The sequence below is a fragment of the Deinococcus arboris genome (genome assembly GCF_009755355.1).
In the GTDB taxonomy this organism is placed as follows: domain Bacteria; phylum Deinococcota; class Deinococci; order Deinococcales; family Deinococcaceae; genus Deinococcus; species Deinococcus betulae.
The window spans coordinates 1-18,588 of sequence record NZ_WQLB01000040.1 but is presented as its reverse complement, the minus strand read 5'-3'; the positions used below and the strand labels follow the sequence as shown (position 1 = coordinate 18,588).

At 66.0% G+C, this 18,588-nt stretch carries 15 protein-coding genes; 7 read left to right on the top strand and 8 right to left on the bottom strand.

The features are described from left to right. Positions 1 to 29: 29 nt before the first annotated feature. Entirely contained in the window at positions 30 to 2,270 is a 2,241-nt protein-coding gene (locus GO986_RS20025; protein WP_157461293.1) for an ATP-dependent Clp protease ATP-binding subunit, read from the bottom strand. 238 nt (positions 2,271 to 2,508) lie between these two features. Here GO986_RS20025 and GO986_RS20020 point away from each other — a divergent pair, with 238 nt between their 5' ends. Continuing rightward, a complete protein-coding gene (locus tag GO986_RS20020) occupies positions 2,509 to 2,904 on the top strand; it encodes a carboxymuconolactone decarboxylase family protein (protein WP_157461292.1) in 396 nt (131 codons plus the stop codon). Here GO986_RS20020 and GO986_RS20015 read toward each other — a convergent pair. Continuing rightward, a complete protein-coding gene (locus tag GO986_RS20015; RefSeq protein WP_157461291.1) occupies positions 2,901 to 3,563 on the bottom strand; it encodes a hypothetical protein in 663 nt (220 codons plus the stop codon). The two genes, GO986_RS20020 and GO986_RS20015, sit on opposite strands and share 4 nt — an antisense overlap. A 266-nt stretch (positions 3,564 to 3,829) precedes the next feature. Here GO986_RS20015 and GO986_RS20010 point away from each other — a divergent pair, with 266 nt between their 5' ends. The 3 genes from GO986_RS20010 to GO986_RS20000 all read left to right on the top strand — a co-directional run bounded on the left by GO986_RS20010 (position 3,830) and on the right by GO986_RS20000 (position 6,598). Then, positions 3,830 to 4,591: an electron transfer flavoprotein subunit beta/FixA family protein gene (locus GO986_RS20010; RefSeq protein WP_157461290.1), complete on the top strand. Its 762-nt coding sequence runs from the start codon at positions 3,830 to 3,832 to the stop codon at positions 4,589 to 4,591. Positions 4,592 to 4,701: 110 nt separating this feature from the next. Continuing rightward, on the top strand, positions 4,702 to 5,652 hold the full coding sequence (locus GO986_RS20005; RefSeq protein ID WP_157461289.1) for an electron transfer flavoprotein subunit alpha/FixB family protein: 951 nt from the start codon (positions 4,702 to 4,704) through the stop codon (positions 5,650 to 5,652). 190 nt (positions 5,653 to 5,842) lie between these two features. Then, on the top strand, positions 5,843 to 6,598 hold the full coding sequence (locus tag GO986_RS20000; RefSeq protein WP_157461288.1) for an SDR family NAD(P)-dependent oxidoreductase: 756 nt from the start codon (positions 5,843 to 5,845) through the stop codon (positions 6,596 to 6,598). 79 nt (positions 6,599 to 6,677) lie between these two features. On the opposite strand, the gene GO986_RS19995 is transcribed toward GO986_RS20000, so the two are convergent. The 6 genes from GO986_RS19995 to GO986_RS19970 all read right to left on the bottom strand — a co-directional run bounded on the left by GO986_RS19995 (position 6,678) and on the right by GO986_RS19970 (position 13,759). Then, the gene (locus tag GO986_RS19995) at positions 6,678 to 7,112 is read right to left on the bottom strand and encodes a disulfide bond formation protein B (RefSeq protein ID WP_157461287.1); all 435 of its coding nucleotides are present in this window, start codon (positions 7,110 to 7,112) and stop codon (positions 6,678 to 6,680) included. Positions 7,113 to 7,118: 6 nt separating this feature from the next. Further along, positions 7,119 to 7,829, bottom strand: coding sequence for a DsbA family protein (locus GO986_RS19990; RefSeq protein WP_157461286.1), 711 nt, complete (start codon positions 7,827 to 7,829; stop codon positions 7,119 to 7,121). Positions 7,830 to 7,991: 162 nt separating this feature from the next. After that, complete coding sequence (locus GO986_RS19985) at positions 7,992 to 8,723, bottom strand: hypothetical protein (protein WP_157461285.1); 732 nt, start codon at positions 8,721 to 8,723, stop codon at positions 7,992 to 7,994. After that, positions 8,720 to 11,815 carry an excinuclease ABC subunit UvrA gene (uvrA, locus tag GO986_RS19980; protein WP_157461284.1) on the bottom strand — a complete coding sequence of 1,032 codons (3,096 nt, stop codon included), beginning with the start codon at positions 11,813 to 11,815 and terminating at the stop codon, positions 8,720 to 8,722. The genes GO986_RS19985 and uvrA overlap by 4 nt, the downstream gene beginning before the upstream one ends. A 268-nt stretch (positions 11,816 to 12,083) precedes the next feature. Continuing rightward, entirely contained in the window at positions 12,084 to 13,046 is a 963-nt protein-coding gene (locus GO986_RS19975) for a TolB family protein (protein WP_369409493.1), read from the bottom strand. Beyond that, positions 13,043 to 13,759, bottom strand: a complete 717-nt coding sequence (locus GO986_RS19970) for a M23 family metallopeptidase (RefSeq protein WP_157461283.1) — start codon at positions 13,757 to 13,759, stop codon at positions 13,043 to 13,045. The genes GO986_RS19975 and GO986_RS19970 overlap by 4 nt, the downstream gene beginning before the upstream one ends. 556 nt (positions 13,760 to 14,315) lie before the next feature. On the opposite strand from GO986_RS19970, the gene GO986_RS19965 reads away from it, so the two are divergent. The 3 genes from GO986_RS19965 (at position 14,316) to GO986_RS19955 (ending at position 18,381) form a co-directional block, all read left to right on the top strand. After that, on the top strand, positions 14,316 to 15,980 hold the full coding sequence (locus tag GO986_RS19965; RefSeq protein WP_157461282.1) for an FAD-dependent oxidoreductase: 1,665 nt from the start codon (positions 14,316 to 14,318) through the stop codon (positions 15,978 to 15,980). Beyond that, a complete protein-coding gene (locus GO986_RS19960) occupies positions 15,977 to 17,371 on the top strand; it encodes a sensor histidine kinase (protein WP_157461281.1) in 1,395 nt (464 codons plus the stop codon). The genes GO986_RS19965 and GO986_RS19960 overlap by 4 nt, the downstream gene beginning before the upstream one ends. Before the next feature lie 236 nt (positions 17,372 to 17,607). Next, positions 17,608 to 18,381 (top strand): metallophosphoesterase family protein, encoded by a 774-nt coding sequence (locus GO986_RS19955; protein ID WP_157461280.1) that lies wholly within the window; start codon positions 17,608 to 17,610, stop codon positions 18,379 to 18,381. The last annotated feature ends 207 nt before the right edge of the window (positions 18,382 to 18,588 follow it).

Sequence of the window (18,588 nt, the reverse complement as noted above, 5' to 3'; positions counted from 1 at the left end):
GAACAGCGGCTGAAGAGGAACCTCTGTGCTTACGCCAGAATTTGTCTTGGCGCGGCTTCTTCGCCTTTCTCGAACTGAATGCCTTCCTGGCCCAGCACCACGCGCACTTCCTCACCGTGGTTGTGCGCCAGTTCCAGGGCCAGTGGGTCCTCGATTTCCTCGCGGACCAGGGTACGCAGCTGACGGCTGCTGCCGACCGCGTGCTTGGGGCTGCGGGACTTGAGCTTGCCCACCAGCCAGGCAGCAATCGCGGGGTCAAAGGTCACGGTTAGCTCGCGGCTGGCGAGTTCCTCACGCATCTCGCCCATCAGCTGCTGGGCCACGCGCACCAGTTCTTCCTCGCCCAGCGACTTGAAGCGGATGACCTCGTCCAAACGGTCCAGAAATTCCGGCGTAAAGATGTGGCGCAGCGGCGCATTGTTGTCGGGCGTCACTGGACTGAAGCCCACCGTCGGATTGACGTTAAAGCCCGTGTTGCTCGTCATGATGATGATCGTGCGGCGGAAATCCACGGTGCGGCCCAGGCCGTCGGTCAGGCGCCCGTCGTCCAGCACCTGCAAGAAGGTGTTGTACACGTCGGGGTGGGCCTTTTCGATCTCGTCGAGCAGAATCACGCTGAACGGCTGACGGCGCACCGCTTCGGTCAGGCGGCCGCCCTGCTCATAGCCCACGTATCCGGGGGGCGACCCGATCAGCTTGCTCACCGAGTGGCTCTCCTGAAACTCACTCATGTCCATGCGGATCAGGCTGCGCTCGCTGCCAAAGAGGGTGCGGGCCAGGGCCTTGGCCAGGTGCGTTTTGCCCACGCCGCTGGACCCCACAAACAGGAAGCTGGCGGCCACGCGGGTGCGGCCCCCCAGCCCCACGCGGGCGCGGCGCAGGGCACTAGACAGGGCCCGGATGGCGTCAGGCTGCCCATACACTTGGTCGGTCAGTTGGCTTTCCAGGTCCACCAGTTGCGCCGCAGTTTCCTCGCTATAAATGCCGCCCATCGAATTGATAACGCTCTCGATGTCCTCGCGAGTGACGTAGGGCTCGCCGTCCTCGGTCTCGGCCACAGGCAGGCCGATGCTCATGTTCAGGCGCACCCGGCTGGCGGCCTCGTCAATCAGGTCAATCGCCTTGTCAGGGAAGTTGCGGCCCGGCAGACTGCGTTCGCCAATCCGTACGGCCAATTCCAGCGCCTGCTCGGGAATCTGCACGCCGTGGTGCTCCTCGTACTTGGGCTTGAGGCCGCGCAGGATTTGCAGGGTTTCGGCAGGGCTGGGTTCCAGCACGATCACCGGCTGGAAGCGGCGTTCCAGGGCGGCGTCCTTTTCGATGTAGCGGTGGTATTCGCCAGTGGTCGTTGCGCCAATGACCTGAATCTCGCCGCGGCTCAGGGCCGGCTTGAGAATGTTGGCGGCGTCCAGCGTGCCTTCCGCGCCGCCTGCCCCGACCAGGGTGTGCAGCTCGTCAATAAAGGCCATCACCTTGGCGTTGCGCAGCTCCTCAATAATCTGGCGCAGCCGCTCCTCAAACTCACCCCGGTACTTGGTGCCGGCCACCACGCCGCTGAGGTCCAGGCTGACCAGCCGGACCCCGTGGAGGTTGGGCGGCGTGCGCTTTTCGTGGATGGCCAGGGCCAGCCCCTCGACGATGGCGGTCTTGCCCACGCCGGGGTCACCGATCAGCACCGGGTTGTTCTTGGTGCGGCGGGTCAGGATCTGCGTGACGCGGCGGATTTCCTCGCTGCGGCCAATCACAGGGTCCAGCTTGCCCTCGCGCGCCCACTTGGTCAGGTCGCGGCCGTACTCGTCCAGAAAGGGCGTGGCGACCGGCTTGGCGGGCTTGGTGCCCTGGCCCTCGCCCTGCGCCAGAATGCGCCAGCGGATCGTGTCCACATCCTTGGTCAGCTCCTGCAGGATGCGGAAGGCCACGCCGTCGCCTTCGCGGATAATCCCCAGCAGGATGTGCTCGGTGCTGGTGACCTGGGCGCCCAGTTGCCGGGCCTCGGTGCTGGCCAGTTCCATCACGCGGCGCGCGCGCGGGGTAATGCTGGGGGCGTCGTTCAGGCGGTTGCCCTCGCCGCGCCCGATGATTTCCTCGACGCGGCGGCGCAGGCCGTCCAGCGACGCGCCAAATTCACCCAGGATGCTGGCGGCCGTGCCGCCTTCGCGCATCAGCCCCAGCAGCAGGTGTTCGGGGCCGACCATCGCGTGTCCCAGGCGGTTGCCCTCTTCACGGGCGTAGTGAAACACCAGTCGGGCGCGGTCATCGTATCTGTTCATGGGTAACCCCCAGGGCAAGCGCAGGCGGCGCGGGAACGTTGAAAGCAGGGTGGCAGAGAGAGCCTCCTGTGCAGGTTGAGCGAGACGGTAAACACCTTGAGGGTAGACTATCGCCGCGCCTGCGTGTCAGGCAGGGGAAACCTTACGTTCCGTTCACATCTGCGCCACACTGAAACTGTAGCGCGTGGGCTGTGACGAACTTCTTTCTTGCCTTCCTCTTGCCCGCTACCGTGAGGCCATGAGCGACCCCCACGCCCGCGACATCATTTTTGGAGACCAGCAGGAACGCATCCTGGCCCGGCTTCAGGCCCTGGACCCCCACCTGGCCCACGATATTCAGGCGTTTGCCTACGACACGGTCTATGACCGGCCTGGCCTGGACCTGAAGACCAAGGAGCTGATTGCCTGCGCGCTGCTGGTGTCGCTGGGCAGTCCGCCCGAGCTGAGGACCCATCTGCGCGGCGCACTCAACGCTGGGGCCACCGAGGCGGAGGTGCGGGGGGCGCTGCACATGTGCGTGCCGTACCTGGGTTTCCCGCGTGCTGTCGCGGGATTTGAACTGCTGCGCCAGCATCTCAGCGCCACACAAAAAACCAGCCCCACAGAGGAGGCTGGCCAGGGAGAGAGAGGTTAGAAGCTGGTCTTGACGCCGATACGGGCCTTGAAGACCGTGCCAGGGCGAACGAAGCGGTTGTCGTAGATCGCGTAGTCGGCGCTGCCAGGTGCGAAGGTGCCGCCCGCATTGGTGTTGCTCCCGCCTGTCGTGATATTGGACTTGAAGAAGGTATCCACGCCCACGTCACCTACCAGGCTCAAGCCGCCTGTCAGGGCGTAGCTGACCATGACGCCAGCGCCTACACCGAAGGCGTTGCTGCTGTATGTGACGTTGCCACCTGTGTAGTTCTCAGACGACTGGAACATGCCGTAGCGACCACCGGCATATAGGGCGGTGCCCACGCCAGGCGCCAGTTCCCCCAGGTTGTAGGTGCCGTCTACAGACACCACGGTGCTACTGCCACTTTCGGTGGCGCCGACACTCTGCTTAATCTCACCAAACGTGGGGTCACCGGGGCTCAAAGTACTGCTGTCCCGAATCGCATCGGCCGCGCGGCCATACGCCACGCCGGCCTTGATGCCGATAGGACCAAGCACGTTGGGCGCGTGGACAAAGACTTCGCCGCTCAGGCCACCGGCATAGCCGCCGGTCAGGCCGAGTTCGACGCCGTTCAGGGACTGCGCGCCGGCCGTGCTGGCGGCCAGGGTCAGAAGGGTCAGGGGAAGGAGCTTCTTCATGAGAAGTAGCCTCAGGGCTGAACATGAGAAACTTCCATGAGCCAGTTGACGGCGGATTTAGGTGCTGGCTTGCATAAAGGTTCGCTGAGGGCCCATGCAGAGGTTCAGACAGCCACAGCTGTCCGTGCCAGCCGACCTGCCCGGCCCTCACCTATCTCCTCCTCACACTGGTCAGAAATTGGGACACCTGCTAAACTTGGACCGAGTCTAATTTGTCATGCTGGGCACGCCAGCATCTTCCCTACACACGACCCCACGGAGGCCGCATGAATATCCTGACCCTGATTCGCCAAGTCCCTGACGCCGAAGCGCGCGTGAAAATTAGCAGCCAGGCCGTTGACCTGGACGGCACCACACTCGTGATGGACGGCATGGACGAGTACGGCGTGGAAGAAGCCCTGCGCCTGCGCGAAGGCGGCGCGCCTATCGAGCAGATTATTGCGCTGGCGATCGGCCCCAAGCGCAACGAGGACGCGCTGCGCACCGCGCTGGCGATGGGCGTGGACCGCGCCATTCATGTGGAAACCGACGAGAAGTTTGACGCCGTGACCCTGAGCAAGGTGGTCGCGCAGGTGGCGCAGGCCGAGAACGTGCAACTCATTCTGGTGGGCGGTCAGGAAGCCGACTGGGACTCGCAGGCCCTGGGCGCCGCCAGCGCCGAGCGCCTGGGCTGGCCCCAGCTGACCTGGACCAACGAGCTGAAACTGGACGGCGGGACCCTGACCGGCCGTCACGATGTGGACGACGGCAACGAGAGCTTCCGCGCTGAGTTGCCCGCCGTGGTCAGCACCCAGCAGGGGCTCAACGAGCCGCGCTACCCCACGCTGCCCAACATCATGAAGGCCAAGAAAAAAGAGCTGCGCAAGGACGACGCCGCCAGCTACGGCCTCCAGAACCGCGTGCGCACCGTAAACGCCGAGATTCAGACCCGCGCGCGGCGCAACACCATGATTGACGGCAAGGACCCGCAGGCCGCCGCCGCGAGGTTGCTGGACCTGCTGCGCAGCGAAGCCAAAGTGATTGCCTGAGCAGGGTTGGGGGGCACAGAGCGCTGCTCTGCCCAGCCAGTGCCCCAAACGCTCGGCCTCTTGCCGATGCACTTTTCCCTCTTCCTCTCTGACGGAACCGGAGGTTCCCCATGATTCTGATTGTTGCTGAACACAGCGCCGGCAAACTGGCGAAGTCCACCCTGGAAATGGTCACCGCCGCCCGTGATTCGGGCCGTGAAGGCCCTGTCACCGTGCTGGTCCTGGGCCAGAACATAGCCGGCGTAGCCACCGAGGCGGCCGCTGTGGCCGACCAGGTCCTGGTGGCCGACCTGCCTGCCCTGGCCACCTACAACGCCGAAGCCTGGGCGGCGGCCACCGCCCAGATTGCGGGTGAAGGTGAGGCCCATACCGTCATCATCGGCGGCAGCCGCTCGGGCCGCGAGTTCGCCCCGCGCGTGGCCGTCAAGCTGGACGCCCCCTATCTGGAAGACGCCACCAGCCTCAAGGCCAACGGCGCCGCCCTCCAAGCCCAGCGCTACACCTACCTGGCCCGCGTAACCGAAACCGTGGAGGCCGAAGGTCCCGTGGTGGCCGTGACGGTCAAACCCGGTTCGTTTGAGGCAGCCGCACCAGCAGGAGAGGCTGGCGAGCAGTACGACGTGGAACTGACCCTGCCCGCGTCCCGCGTGGAAGTCACCGGCAGAAGTGTAGAAAAGAGCAGCCGCGTAGCCCTGACCGAAGCCGATGTGATCGTGACGGGCGGGCGCGGTGTGGGGAACGCCGAGAACTTCTCGAAGTACGTCGAGGGCCTAGCGGACGCCCTGGGCGCTGGCGTGGGCGCCACGCGCGCCGTGGTGGACGCCGGCTGGCGCCCCTACGCCGAGCAGGTGGGTCAGACCGGCAAGACCGTGCAGCCCGGCGCCTACATCGCCCTGGGTGTCAGCGGCGCCGTGCAGCACCTGAGCGGCATGGGCAAGAGCAAGAACATCATCGCCATCAACAAGGACGCCGAGGCGCCGATTTTCAAGGTGGCCGACTACGGCATTGTGGGCGACATCAACGAAATCGTGCCCGCGCTGATTGAGGCGAGCAGGAAATAACGGGGGTAGGTTGTAGGAGGTGGGTTGTGGGCAAAAACCACAGCCCACCCCCTCTTTTGCACTGCGCCGCGCCGCCCAACAAGAGCCTTCCACGCCCCGGCGACAAACGGCACCCCACACCCTCCATCCCGTTGTTGAGCGAGTCTTGACACTCCTGCATCCTGGGCCCCCGCTCCACAACACTGGAGGCATGAGCGAAACGACCTTGCCAGCGGGTGTCATCGTCACGGGGGCGGCCAGAGGTATTGGGCGCGCGATTGCCGAGCTGTACACCGAACGCGGCTGGCGCGTCCTCAGTGCCGACCTGAACCTGCCGCCCACCCTGCGCGGAGGACGGCGCGTCAAGGCCGATGTCAGCACCGCCGCTGGCCGCGCCCGCATTGGGCGTGCGGCGCGCGAGATGGGGCGGGTGGACGTGCTGGTCAACAACGCGGCGTACCAGGGCGCCCACGGCAGCGTGCTGGAGGTCAGCGAACGCGGCTGGGCCAGAACCCTGAACGTGAATCTGACGGCCCCACTGCTGCTGACCCGCGAGTTGGTCGAGCTGCTGCCGCGCGGCGGGGCGGTGGTGAATGTCGCCAGTGTGCAGGGCCTGTTTGCCGAACAGGACAATGCCGCCTACAACGCCAGTAAGGGCGGCCTGGTGAACCTGACCCGTGCGATGGCCCTGGATCTGGCCCCCCACGGCCTGCGCGTCAACGCGGTGGCGCCGGGCGCCATCAGCACCGAGGCGGTGCTGCAAAGCATCCAGGACAGTGAGGACCCCGCCCAGACCCGGCGCGACTATGAAGACCTGCACGCCCTGCGCCGCCTGGGCACCCCGCGCGAGGTGGCCCAGGCCGTCTACTTTCTGGGCAGTGACGAGGCCAGCTTTATCACCGGCGCAGTGTTGGCGGTGGACGGCGGCATGACCGCCAGTTTCATGATGGCGGGGCGACCGGTGTAGAAGGGCAGTGGGGAGTGGGCCGTAGGCAGTGGAAAAGAAAAACGGCCACCGTGCGGGTGGCCCTTTTCGTGATGTGGATTTAGACAGCTTTTGGCGTGCGCTTCCAGCTCAGCAGCAGGAGAATCAGGGTAAAAGCAATCATGCTCAGCACTGGGATGGTCAGGATGGTATTGAGTGGAGAGTCCAGGCCCCAAACCGGCCAGGGGGTGCCGCACGAGGCCGAAGGGTCAGCGGTACAGGCAAGCGGCACAGGCACCACGCCCCAGGTTTCCAGGTTGTGGTACAGGGCCACCAGTACGCCAATGCCGGCCAGCGGCACCACGTAGCGGCGCACACGCAGGTCGCCGCCCAGGGCCGCGACGCCCAGGATGACGGCCAATGGATACATAAAAATGCGTTGGAACCAGCACAGGATGCAGGGATTAAACTGCCGCACCTCGCTGAAGTACAGGCTGCCCAGCGTGGCCACCAGCGCCACCACCCAGGCCAGATACAAGCGGTTGTCGCGCGTCATGGACCCTTACTTGCTCGCGGCGTCAATGGCGCGGCTGATGTCGGCAAAGGCGTAGCTGCCCTGCTTGCCGTCGGCGGTCATGACCTGGGCGCCGTTCACGAACACCGTGGGGGTGGCGTTGACGCCCGCGTCATTGACCTGCTTCTCGTCGGCGTCCACGCGGGCGGCGGTGGCGTCGGTGTCGAGGCAGGTGTTGAAGGCCGCGCTGTCCACGCCCTCGACATTGCCGGCCAGGTCCTTCAGGCGGGTCTTGGTGGCCCAGGCCTGGCTCTCTGGCCCCTGCGCACGGAAGAGAATGCTCTTGAAGCTGGTAAAGGCGCCGTTTCCACCCTGGTCATAGACGCACTTGGCCGCCTGGGCGGCAAACTTGGAGTCGTTTTCATTCAGGCGAGCCACCTCGGACAGAAAGGGCCAGACCAGCGTGTACTGCTTGATTTTGCCGGTGTCCACATACTTGTCTTTCAGTTGAGGGGCCACGGTTTCTTCAAAGCTCTTGCAGACAGGGCACTTGAAGTCCTCGACCACCACGACGTTGACAGGGGCACTGTCCTGGCCGTTGTAGGGCTGGCCGGCCAGGTTAAAGTCGCCCTTCAGCCCCGCGCCAGCGGCAGGTTTGCCCTGTACAGCGAAAATCGCCAGCCCAATCAGCGCGGCGGCGGCCAGGGTGCCAATAACCAGCACCGTGCGGTTGGAGTTGTTGCCCTGCAATCTCGTCATAGCGCCGAGTGTACCGTCCCGCTTCCAGGACTTCTCTCTGTTTCCTTTCCAGAAGCGGCAAGAGGGGGCCGACATGGGCCAAGAGCTTGGCTGTTCCAATCACGACCAAAGTAGCGCCGCCCCCAGGTGACCAGGGACGGCGCCGGCACAGCGGACAAACAGTCAGACAGGCTGAGCAGCCAGCCGTTCACGGCGCCGCGCCTGGGCCCGCAGCACCAGGCCCACGATCTGCCGCACTGCGCTGATGCCCAGGCCCAGCAGCAGGGCGAGCAGGGCCGTGCGCTGAAAGTCCTCGCGGCCCGGCAGCGTCAGTTCGGGGTCAATCTTGGTGGCAAAGCGGCCCGCCGCCACCAGCACGCCGGCAAACAGCGCCCCCGCAAACGGCAGCACCAGCAGGCCGCCTGAATGCTTGAGCAGCAGCAGCCCGCCCAGGGCGCCGCCGACCAGTGGCAGCACCACCGACCACTGCTCGGGGGGCGCCACCGGACTGAAGTAACCCAGGCCGCCCAGCACCAGCCCGGCGTAGCCGTACCAGCCGCCAAACTCGTCGGCCAGGATGGTCAGTAGCACCCAGGCCAGCAGGCGAGTCGTCCACTCGCCGGGCGTCCACATGAAGTAGGCCAGCAGCCCCAGCACCAGGACCCCGCCCAGCAGGTGAATCAGAGCGTGGGTGGCGCTGCGGGTGGGGCCCTGCGGGAGTGGGGCCGCCAGCACCGACGGCGCGGGGGCCTCGACCTGCGGGGCCGGGCGGCCCAGGGCTGGGGAGCTGGGAAAGGGGCGACCAGCGGGGGCGGCCGCCACCGAGGCGGCGCGGCCCAGGGCCTCTGGCTGTCCCTCAGCCGCCTGGGTCTCTCCTCTCTGAGCGTTGGTCTGCGGGTCGGGCGGAACGGTCATGCGCTTTCTTTCTTAGCACGACTCTTGCGTGCAGGGGCGGCGGCGACCAGTTCGCCCTCGTCGGGTGCCGGCGACGTGGCGGCCTTACGCGGGGTCCGCTTGGCCGGTTTAACATCGGCAACCTCGCTGATTTCACGCGCCGTGGCCGGTTCAATACCCGGCACCCGGCGCAGGTACTCACCTGTGTGGCTGGTGGGGTGCGCGGCCATCTCCTCGGGCGTGCCGGTGGCGACCACTAGGCCGCCGCGCACGCCGCCTTCAGGACCCAGGTCAATCAGGTGGTCGGCGCACTTCATCACGTCCAGATTGTGCTCAATGATGACCAGGGTGTTTCCACCCTCCACTAAGCGCTGCAAGACTTCCATGAGCTTACGGACATCCTCGAAATGCAGGCCGGTGGTGGGCTCATCAAGGATGTAGATGGTCTTGCCGGTGGCGCGCTTGCTCAGTTCAGAAGCCAGCTTGATGCGCTGCGCCTCGCCGCCCGACAGGGTCGTGCTGGGCTGCCCAATGCGCATGTAGCCCAGGCCCACGTCGCACAGCAGGCTCATCTTGCGCTCAATGGCGGGAATGGCTTCAAAGAACTTCTGCGCGTCTTCTACCGTCAGGTCCAGCACGTCCGCAATCGTCTTGTGGTTGTACTTCACTTCCAGGGTTTCGCGGTTGTAGCGCGCGCCCTTGCAGACCTCGCACGGCACGTAGATGTCGGGCAGGAAGTTCATCTCGATCTTCATGACGCCGTCGCCCTTGCAGTGTTCGCAGCGCCCGCCTTTGACGTTGAAGGAGAAGCGCCCGGCCTGGTAACCCCGGCGCCGCGCTTCGGGCGTGCGGGTAAATAAGTCACGGATTTCGGTGAACACGCCTGTATAGGTGGCGGGGTTCGAGCGCGGCGTGCGGCCAATCGGGCTCTGGTCAATCTCGATGACCTTATCGAGGTGGTCCATGCCCTCAATGCGGTCGTAGCGGCCCGGCGTGGTCTTGGCCCCGTTCAGTTCGCGCGCCAGGGTGGCGTGCAGGATGTCGTGAATCAGGGTGCTTTTGCCACTGCCGCTGGGGCCGGTCACGACGGTCATGGTGCCCAGTGGAATGTCGATGTCCACATTCCGCAGGTTGTGTTCGCGCGCGCCGAAGACCTTCAGGTGCTTGCCGTTGCCCCGGCGGCGACTGGTGGGCACCTCGATCTTTAACTCGCCGCGCAGGTACTTGCCGGTCAGGCTGCCCTTATTCTTCTTAACCTGCTCGGGGGTGCCGACCGCCACCACCTGACCGCCGTGGACCCCGGCGCCGGGGCCCATGTCCACCAGATAGTCGGCTTCCATCATGGTGTCCTCGTCGTGTTCCACCACGATCAGGGTGTTGCCGAGGTCGCGCAGGTTTTTCAGGGTGCCGATCAGGCGGCCGTTGTCCTTGGGGTGCAGGCCAATGCTGGGCTCGTCGAGCACATACAGGACGCCGGTCAGGCCGCTGCCGACTTGAGTGGCGAGGCGAATACGCTGGGCCTCGCCGCCGCTGAGGGTATTGGCGGTGCGGTCCAGGCTCAGGTAATCCAGACCCACATCCACCAGAAATTTCAGGCGGGTGCGGATGGCCTTCAGGATAGGTGCGGCCACCGCCGCGCCGAAGTCGTTCAGGGTGTACTCGTAGCGCAGGGGCCCGTGGGCCCTGGCCGTGCCGCCCAGGTGGCCCTTTAAAAACGGCTCGATGGCGTCGTGGGTCAGGGTCTTGTCTTGCAGGCCGGTAAAGAAGGCGTCGGCTTCCAGCACGCTCATGCCGCTGGCCTGCGAGATGTTGATGCCGCCTATGCGCACCGCCAGAATCTCGGGCTTGTAGCGGGTGCCGCCGCAGGTGGGACAGGGCCGCAGTTCCATGAGTTCTTCCAGCTTCTCGCGCATGAACTCGGACTCGGTGTCGGCGTAGCGGCGCTCCAGGTTGGCAATCACGCCTTCAAACTCGGTCATGAAGCGCATGGTTTCTTTGCCCGCGCGGCGATACACCACTTCAAAGGGGGCGCCGGGCCCCTCCAGGATGGCATCTTGGGCGGCTTTGGGCAGCTCCCGCCAGGGCACCTTGACGCTAAAGCCCATGTACTCGGCCAGCGCCTGCAACTTGTCCCAGTAGTACACGCCGCCGCCCGTGCCTTTCTTGCTCCAGGGCAGGATGGCGCCCTCAGCAATCGACAGTTTGTCGTCAATCACGAGGTCGGGGCTAAATTCCTGCTTGCTGCCCAGGCCCGCGCAGTCGCCGCACGCCCCGTAAGGCGAGTTGAAGGAGAAGGACCGGGGTTCAAGTTCTTCCAGCACGCTGCCGTGTTCGGGACAGGCGAACTTCTCCGAATACAGCTCCTCGTGGGCGCTGCCGTCCTCACCCCCGTCGGGCATCAGGACGCGCAGCAGGCCCTCGCCCCGGCGCAGGCCCAGCTCCACGCTCTCGGCCACACGGCTGCGGTCGGTTTCGCGTAGAGTCACCCGGTCAATGACCACGTCTACGTCGTGCTTCTCAAACTTTTCCAGCTTCAGCTTCTCGGCCTCTTCCAGTTCGTACAGCGTGCCGTCCACCCGCACGCGCGCAAAGCCCTCGCGGCGCAGGTCGGCAAACAGCTTGCGGTACTCGCCCTTGCGTCCGCGTACCACCGGGGCCAGCAGGATGGCGCGCTTGTCGGTAAAGCCGGCCAGCAGGCGGTCCGTGATTTCGCTGGGGCTCTGCTTCTCGATCTTGCGGCCACAGATGGGGCAATACGGGGTGCCCACGCGGGCGTAGAGCAGACGCAGGTAGTCGTGAATTTCGGTAACGGTGCCCACGGTGGAGCGGGGGTTGTGGCTGGTGGTTTTCTGGTCAATGGAGATGGCCGGGGACAGACCGGTGATGCTCTCCACGTCCGGTTTTTCCATCAGACCCAGGAACTGCCGGGCGTAGGCCGAGAGGCTTTCCACATAGCGGCGCTGGCCCTCGGCATAGATGGTGTCGAAGGCCAGGGTGCTTTTGCCACTGCCGGAGACGCCCGTAATCACCACAAACTGGTCGCGCGGCAACTCGACCGTAATGTCTTTGAGGTTGTGCTCCTTGGCACCCTTCACAATCAGGTTGTTTTGCAAGGCCGTGCTCCTTGAATTGTGCGGCCAGGACAGCGTGGCGGGGCCGCCGTGAGTTCTGCTGCGCGCGTAAGGCAGGGCCTCCGCTTCTGAAACGAGACAGTCTAGCAGGTCAGGGCAGGAGGGGGCTAGGGCGGGGTGAGAGGATCGGCGAGAGGCCAAATCCACGAACACTCTCATCGTGAATTTGACCTCTCCGAGAATGGATGCAGAGGCAGCCTTGGTCGGCTCATCCGCACCACTCCAACTCGGTTGATCGTTCTGTCCAGTGCTACGGCAGCGTCAGCACCCGCACATTGCCATCTTTCGCACTCAGGTAATTCAGCCGCTTGCCATCCGGGCTGATGCCCCAGTCGCTCTGACGCACCTGATCGCCCAGGTCGCCCAGGGTCGTCCAGGCGTTCGCCGTCACGTCGTACTGCCGGAGCGTATGAGGGCCACCCGAGGTCTTGAGCGGAATCAGCAGCAGGCGCCGGCTGTCCCGCCAGCGGTAAGAGCCGTAATCGTTCAGCTCGCGCGGCGTGCCGCCCGCCGTGGCCTGCACCCACAGTCCATTTCTGGCCGCCGAATCAAAGGCAATGGTGTAGGCCACGAAACGGCCGTCCGGGCTGACCGTCAGGGCTCGCACGCCCAGCGCCTGCCGCAGCACCCGCCGCGCGCCGCTGCGAATGTCCAGCGTGAACAGTTCGCGGTCACGGGCCTGCGGAGTGGGTTTGCCCGTCAGCAGCAGCGTGGTGTCGTTTAACCAGGCGCTGACGCCGCCGCCGTACAGAGTGGCCACCTGCCGGGGGGCACCAAAAACATCGGCCACGAACACCCGCGAGGCACGGCGGTCGTAATTGCCGCTGGTGTCGCTGCGCGTATACGCGGCCCGCGTCTCGGCCCGGTTCCAGGTCACGTCTGACCCGCGCGTGGGCAGGGTAAACTTGCGCCCATCGGCCAGGCGCTCAAGGGTGGTCGCGTCGCCCGTGCCTGGCCGCACCGCCCAGCGCAGAGCCGGGGAAAAGAACGCCACGCTGGAAAAGCGCCGGGTGACGGCGCCGCCGCTGGCACTCACCTGATAGATGCCGGTGCTGCCGCGCGCCGGGGGACCGTCGAGAAACAGCAGGGCGCGGGAATCAGGGGTCCAGACCGCGCCAGGGCAGCATTCACCGCTGAGGACCGCGCGCGACGGGAGGGTGGCCGCCAGGGCCGAGCCTGCCAGCAAGGCAGCCAGCACCAGTCGCCGGCTCACCGCGCCCCTCCGGGCGAGGGCGGCCAGGGATTTTTAAACTCGTTCAGCAGGGCTCCGCCGCGCAACGCCGCCGGCTGACTGTCGGGGGTCTGCCAGCGGCGCGGCTGGGTCAGGTCGTACTCGTAGCCGCGCCCAAAGCTGCCGGCCAGGGCCAGCGAATTCCAGTCGGCGGCGATATAGGGCAAGGGGTTAAAAAAGCGCTGGTGCGCGCGGTCGCGCAGTTCCAGGTGCAGATGCGGCGCGCTGACACAGGTGCCCTGCGAGTCGCCGCTCTCCCCTACCACTTGCCCCCGTTTGACCGTTTGCCCGACCCGCAGCGGTGAACGCACGCGCAGGTGCCCGTAGAGGCTCGACAGGTTGCCCGCATGGTCAATCACGAGGTTGTGGGGCGGGCTGCCGTGGGGGCCGTCCACCTCGGCCACCACGCCGTCTCCAATCGCCAGGACCGGCGTACCGCACGGCGCGCTGAAATCCAGCCCCGCGTGGATGCCCTGGAGGTTGCCGTAGGTGCTGCGGCGCTGGCGGTACGCCCCAGTGGTGTTGCCGTAGCCCTGGCCCAGCAGCCAGGTGTCGGGGCCGGGGGCACCCTTGAAGGGCAGGCCAAATTGCCCCTTGGGCGGCGCAATGGCGCTCAGGGGCAGTGGCGCGGCGTAGTGCGCCAGGGCCACCCCGGTCAGCACCACGGGCAGCGCAAGCAGTCGGCGGGGGAGCATACCCGATGCTGGCGGGTTCGGGGGCTGGTGAGCGTGGGCGCGGCTACCATCTGGGGGAGTCTCGTCGGCCCCACCCCCCAGCCCCCTCCCCCAGAGGGGAAACGACTTCGCCGCGCAGGGCGGCCTGCGCGTTGCCGCTGGTTTGACTGACGCGCCTGGAACCTGGTGACAGGGGAGCAGACGTTGGCACTGGGCAAGAGTTTTGACTGGCGTCGGCCAGCTTGCCCACTTCGTTGACGGGTCCGGCCTCGACGCCATCCTTCGCCCCACCGCAAGGGCCTGCGCGCTGCGCGCACAATGGCCTCGCCTGAACCTGGGCGGTAGAGGGCAAGGGGTCTTGGGGCGTGCTAGAGGATCTACTTTTAGAGGAATAGCGTCCTTATTAGAGTCGTCTCGCGGGGCGTTTTCCTACTGTGGATGAGGGGGCCATCTTTTTCTTCTGTACCCTTGCAGGTCGTTTCTCTTGGTCGGCCTGACCTCCTACGGCACAGAACTGCGGCGCTGGCCCACTTCTTACGGCGGCATTTGGCATTAGCCTGAGGTTCTGGAGGCCCCAATGCCCAAGCCGGTACTGCTGACTGTTGATGACGACCCTCAGGTGTTGCGGGCGGTCGAGCGCGACCTGCGTGAGCGCTACCGCCAGGACTACCGGGTGATGCGCGCCGCTTCGGGCGCCGAAGGCCTGGAAACCTTGCAAGAACTTGCGGCGCGCGGCGTGCCCGTGGCGCTGATTCTCTCGGACCACCGCATGCCCGAAATGGACGGTGTGGAGTTCCTCAAGGCCTCCCTGCCCCTCTTCCCCGAGGCCAAACGCGCGCTGCTGACCGCCTACGCCGACACCAGCGCCGCCATCCGCGCGATCAATCAGGTGGGGGTAGACCGTTATCTGCTCAAACCCTGGGACCCACCCGAAGACGGGCTCTACCCCGCGCTGGATGAGCTGCTGGCCGAGTGGCGCCTGACGTACCGCCCCGCCTTTGAAGGGGTGCGAATTCTGGGCAGCCGCTGGTCGCCGCGCGCCTACGAGCTGCGGGAATTTCTGGCGCGCAACCATGTGCCCTACCAGTGGCTGGATATTGAGAGTGAAGCCGACGACCCCGACTTAAAGCGCCTGAGAGCCGTGGTAGACGCAGGGGCCGAGTTGCCACTGGTCGAGTTACCCGGCGGCGCGCAGCTGCCCGCCCCCACACCCGCCGATCTGAGCGAGCATGTGGGACTGCAAACCCGCGCCGAGCAGGAGTTTTACGACCTGCTGATTGTCGGCGGCGGCCCGGCGGGGCTGGCCGCTGCGGTCTACGGGGCGTCCGAGGGCCTCAGAACCCTGCTGGTCGAGCGTGAGGCGCCAGGCGGGCAGGCGGGCCTGAGTTCCCGGATTGAAAATTACCTGGGCTTTTCGACCGGCATCTCGGGCAGCCGGCTGGCCCAGGAGGCGGTGATTCAGGCCCGGCGCTTCGGGGTCGAGATCGTGACGCAGGCGGTCACGGCCCTGCGCGCCGACGGGCCTTACCGCGTGCTGGAGCTGGCCGATGGATCGTCGGTCAGTGGACACGCCGTGATTCTGGCCACCGGCGTGCAGTGGCGCGCATTGGATGTGCCGGGGCTGGCGCCGCTGCAAGGCGCGGGCGTGTACTACGGCGCCGGCACCACCGAGGCGCTGGCCTGCAAGGACGAGGACGTGTATATCGTGGGCGGCGCCAATTCGGCGGGGCAGGCGGCCATGAATTTCGCCCGCCACGCGCGGCAGGTGATGCTGCTGGTGCGCGGGGCTTCGCTGGCGACCAGCATGTCGCAGTACCTGATTGAACAGATTGAGCAGACGCCGAACATCCGTGTGGAGCTGAATTCCAGTGTGGTAGGTGTGCACGGCACCGAACGCCTGGACGCCATTGACGTGCACTGTTCCATCAGCGGGCAGACCCAGACCCTGGAGGCCACCTCGCTGTTCATTTTCATCGGCGCCGAACCAGGCACCGACTGGCTTTCCGGCACCCTGGAACGCGACGGGCGCGGCTTTATCCTGTCTGGGCCGGACCTGATGCATGGGGGCAAGCGCCCCAAAGGCTGGCCCCTGGACCGCGACCCCGGCCTGCTGGAAACCAGCCTGCCCGGCGTATTCGCGGTGGGCGATGTGCGGCGCGGGTCGGTCAAGCGCGTGGCGTCGGGGGTGGGCGAGGGCTCGGTGGCGATCTCGTTCGTGCATCAGTATCTGGCGCGGGTATGACCGGCCCCAGCCTGAGAAGCGCCCTGCGCCGCATTGGCGTCCTGAGCGACCTGACCGACGAGGACCTGGACTGGCTGGCCGCTCAGGGCACCGAAGCCCGCTACGAGCCCGGCGAGGTGGTAAACCGCCAGGGCGACCACGCCAGCGACATGCAGGTGATTTTGCAGGGCGCCGTGGAAGCGCGCCGCGACGCCGAGGGCCTGCTGGGCCCCCGCTATCAGGCGCGTGCAGGTGACCCCTTTGAGGTCAGCGGCAAACTGCCCTACTCCCGCCTGACCACCTACCCGTCCACCTCGCGGGCACTGGAAGAAACGTGGCTGTTCCGGCTGCCGGAAACCGCCTTCCCGGCCATGCTCGCGCGCCTGCCGCAGCTGGGCCCGCGCCTGGTGGCGGTGATGTCGGACCGTATCCGCGACTCCGCGCAGAGTGAGGTGCAGCGCGAGCGCCTGCTGTCCCTGGGCCGGCTGGCCGCCGGGCTGGCACACGAACTCAATAACCCCGCCTCGGCCAGTCGCCGCGCGGCGCGTCGCTTGCGAGACGCCCTGGCGACGCAGCGCACCGCGCAGACCGCCCTGGTCGTCCAGCCCTTGAACGCCGAGGCCCGCGCCGCGCTGGAAGGGCTTCAGAGTCGGCTAGACACCGCCCAGCCCCTTCATCTCAGCGCCCTGCAAAGGAGTGACGCTGAGGACGACCTGCATGACTGGCTGGACGATCAGGGTGTGCCTGACGCCGCCGAGCTGGCCCCGGTCCTGGTCGAGGCGGGCCTGCATCACCAGGACCTCCTCCCGTTGTCTCAGGTGGTGTCTGGGGACACCCTGGGCGCGGCCCTCCACGCGCTGGCGGCCGACGCGGCGGTGTCGGCCCTGGTGCAGGAGGTCGAAGAAGGCACCGCCCGCATCTCGTCGCTGGTGGGGGCCATCAAGGAACACACCCACCTGGACCGCGCCGACCGCGCCCCGACCGACGTGCGCCGGGGCCTGGACAGCACGCTGACCATGCTGGGCCACTGCCTGAAAGGCAGCGTGACCGTTGAGCGCGACTACACCCCGGACCTGCCCACGATTGACGCTAATGCGGGCGAACTGAATCAGGTCTGGACCAACCTGATCGACAACGCCGCTGACGCGATGAACGGGCGGGGCCACCTGCTGGTGCGCGCCGTGACCCAGGGCCCCGACCTGGTGGTCGAGATCGTGGACGACGGCCCCGGCATTCCCGAGGACGTGCGCGCCTACATCTTTGATCCCTTCTTTACCACCAAGGACGTGGGCAGCGGCAGTGGCCTGGGGCTGGATATCTCGCGGCGAATTGTGCAGGGGCACCGGGGCGAGATCAACGTGACCTCGCGCCCCGGCGAGACGCGGTTTCAGGTGCGCTTGCCACTGAAGTGAGACGGACTCCGACTCCATTGTTGGCGAGAACGATTCCATCTGAGCTGACTTACAGAGCTTGGCAAGACAGCTCTTCGAATCCACAGGAAAGGGAGAAAGGGCAAAAGCGGCTTGACGAGCGTAGAAGTTGCCTATCGGAACAGCACCAATGTGGAAACGGAACAGACGGCATCTGAATAAGGAGGCCAGCGGGCCGTGCCCAACATCGGCGCGGGCTTTCCCATCTTGGAGGTCCCATGCGTATTGCGGCGCTGTATGACATACACGGCAATCTGCCTGCCCTGGACGCCGTGCTCCGCGACGTAGACGCAGCTGGCGCCGACCGCCTCCTGATCGGCGGTGACATGGCTTATGGGCCACTTGTGCCGGCAACGCTGGACCGCCTGATGGCGCTGGGTGACCGGGCGCTGTGGCTCCGGGGCAACGCCGACCGGGAACTTCTGGAATTCCATGCGTTAGGGCACACTCGCCAGCCCGTCGCCGCTGAGGTTGAGCAGGCCCTGGTCTGGGAGGCGCAGCACCTTGGGCCGCACCACTGGAACTGGCTCCGGGCCCTGCCCCAGCAGCAGCGGGTGGAGGTCACGGGTCTGGGCCCCACCCTGTTTTGCCACGGCTCGCCCCGCAGCGACGAGGAGATCATCACAGCCCTGACCTCGCCGGAGCGGCTGGGGCGCGTCTTGGCTGGCGTGAATGAGCAACTGGTGGTGTGCGGGCATACGCATGTGCAGTTTGACCGCAGTTGGTCTGGCGGCCGAGTCGTGAATGCGGGCAGCGTGGGCCTGCCCTATCAGGCGCCGGGGGCCTACTGGGCGCTGCTGGGGGACCGGGTGGAACTTCGCCGGACGGCATACGACCAGAGACAGGCGGCGGCCCTCTTCCGTGCCAGTGGGCATCCGCTCGGTGAGTCGTTCGCCAAAGCGCTTGAGCAGCCCGTCACCGCCGAAGACGCCAGCCGCCTGTTCGAGCAGCGGGCCCTGGAGCAGGAACAAGGCAAGGCGTCGCAGGACTGATAGAGGTCTTTGCAGTGACGGTGGGGCATTTATTCCCTGAAGACCGCTCTCTCGTCACCGCCACTCGCTCTGCTCCGCAGCTTTGGCAGTCCACTTATCTATCAGCAAAGCTCTCACCGGGGCGGTCCAGTTCGCCCTATTGATCGCGGCATAAATTCATATCGAACAATTGTTGTGGCAGCCCGACGTATCGCACACGCTGCCACG

Bases quoted from the DNA above. Each gene is read 5' to 3' on its own strand.
- GO986_RS20025 (WP_157461293.1), bottom strand. From the start codon at position 2,270: ATGAACAGATACGATGACCGCGCCCGACTGGTGTTTCACTACGCCCGT.
- GO986_RS20020 (WP_157461292.1), top strand. From the start codon at position 2,509: ATGAGCGACCCCCACGCCCGCGACATCATTTTTGGAGACCAGCAGGAA.
- GO986_RS20015 (WP_157461291.1), bottom strand. From the start codon at position 3,563: ATGAAGAAGCTCCTTCCCCTGACCCTTCTGACCCTGGCCGCCAGCACG.
- GO986_RS20010 (WP_157461290.1), top strand. From the start codon at position 3,830: ATGAATATCCTGACCCTGATTCGCCAAGTCCCTGACGCCGAAGCGCGC.
- GO986_RS20005 (WP_157461289.1), top strand. From the start codon at position 4,702: ATGATTCTGATTGTTGCTGAACACAGCGCCGGCAAACTGGCGAAGTCC.
- GO986_RS20000 (WP_157461288.1), top strand. From the start codon at position 5,843: ATGAGCGAAACGACCTTGCCAGCGGGTGTCATCGTCACGGGGGCGGCC.
- GO986_RS19995 (WP_157461287.1), bottom strand. From the start codon at position 7,112: ATGACGCGCGACAACCGCTTGTATCTGGCCTGGGTGGTGGCGCTGGTG.
- GO986_RS19990 (WP_157461286.1), bottom strand. From the start codon at position 7,829: ATGACGAGATTGCAGGGCAACAACTCCAACCGCACGGTGCTGGTTATT.
- GO986_RS19985 (WP_157461285.1), bottom strand. From the start codon at position 8,723: ATGACCGTTCCGCCCGACCCGCAGACCAACGCTCAGAGAGGAGAGACC.
- GO986_RS19970 (WP_157461283.1), bottom strand. From the start codon at position 13,759: ATGCTCCCCCGCCGACTGCTTGCGCTGCCCGTGGTGCTGACCGGGGTG.
- GO986_RS19965 (WP_157461282.1), top strand. From the start codon at position 14,316: ATGCCCAAGCCGGTACTGCTGACTGTTGATGACGACCCTCAGGTGTTG.
- GO986_RS19960 (WP_157461281.1), top strand. From the start codon at position 15,977: ATGACCGGCCCCAGCCTGAGAAGCGCCCTGCGCCGCATTGGCGTCCTG.
- GO986_RS19955 (WP_157461280.1), top strand. From the start codon at position 17,608: ATGCGTATTGCGGCGCTGTATGACATACACGGCAATCTGCCTGCCCTG.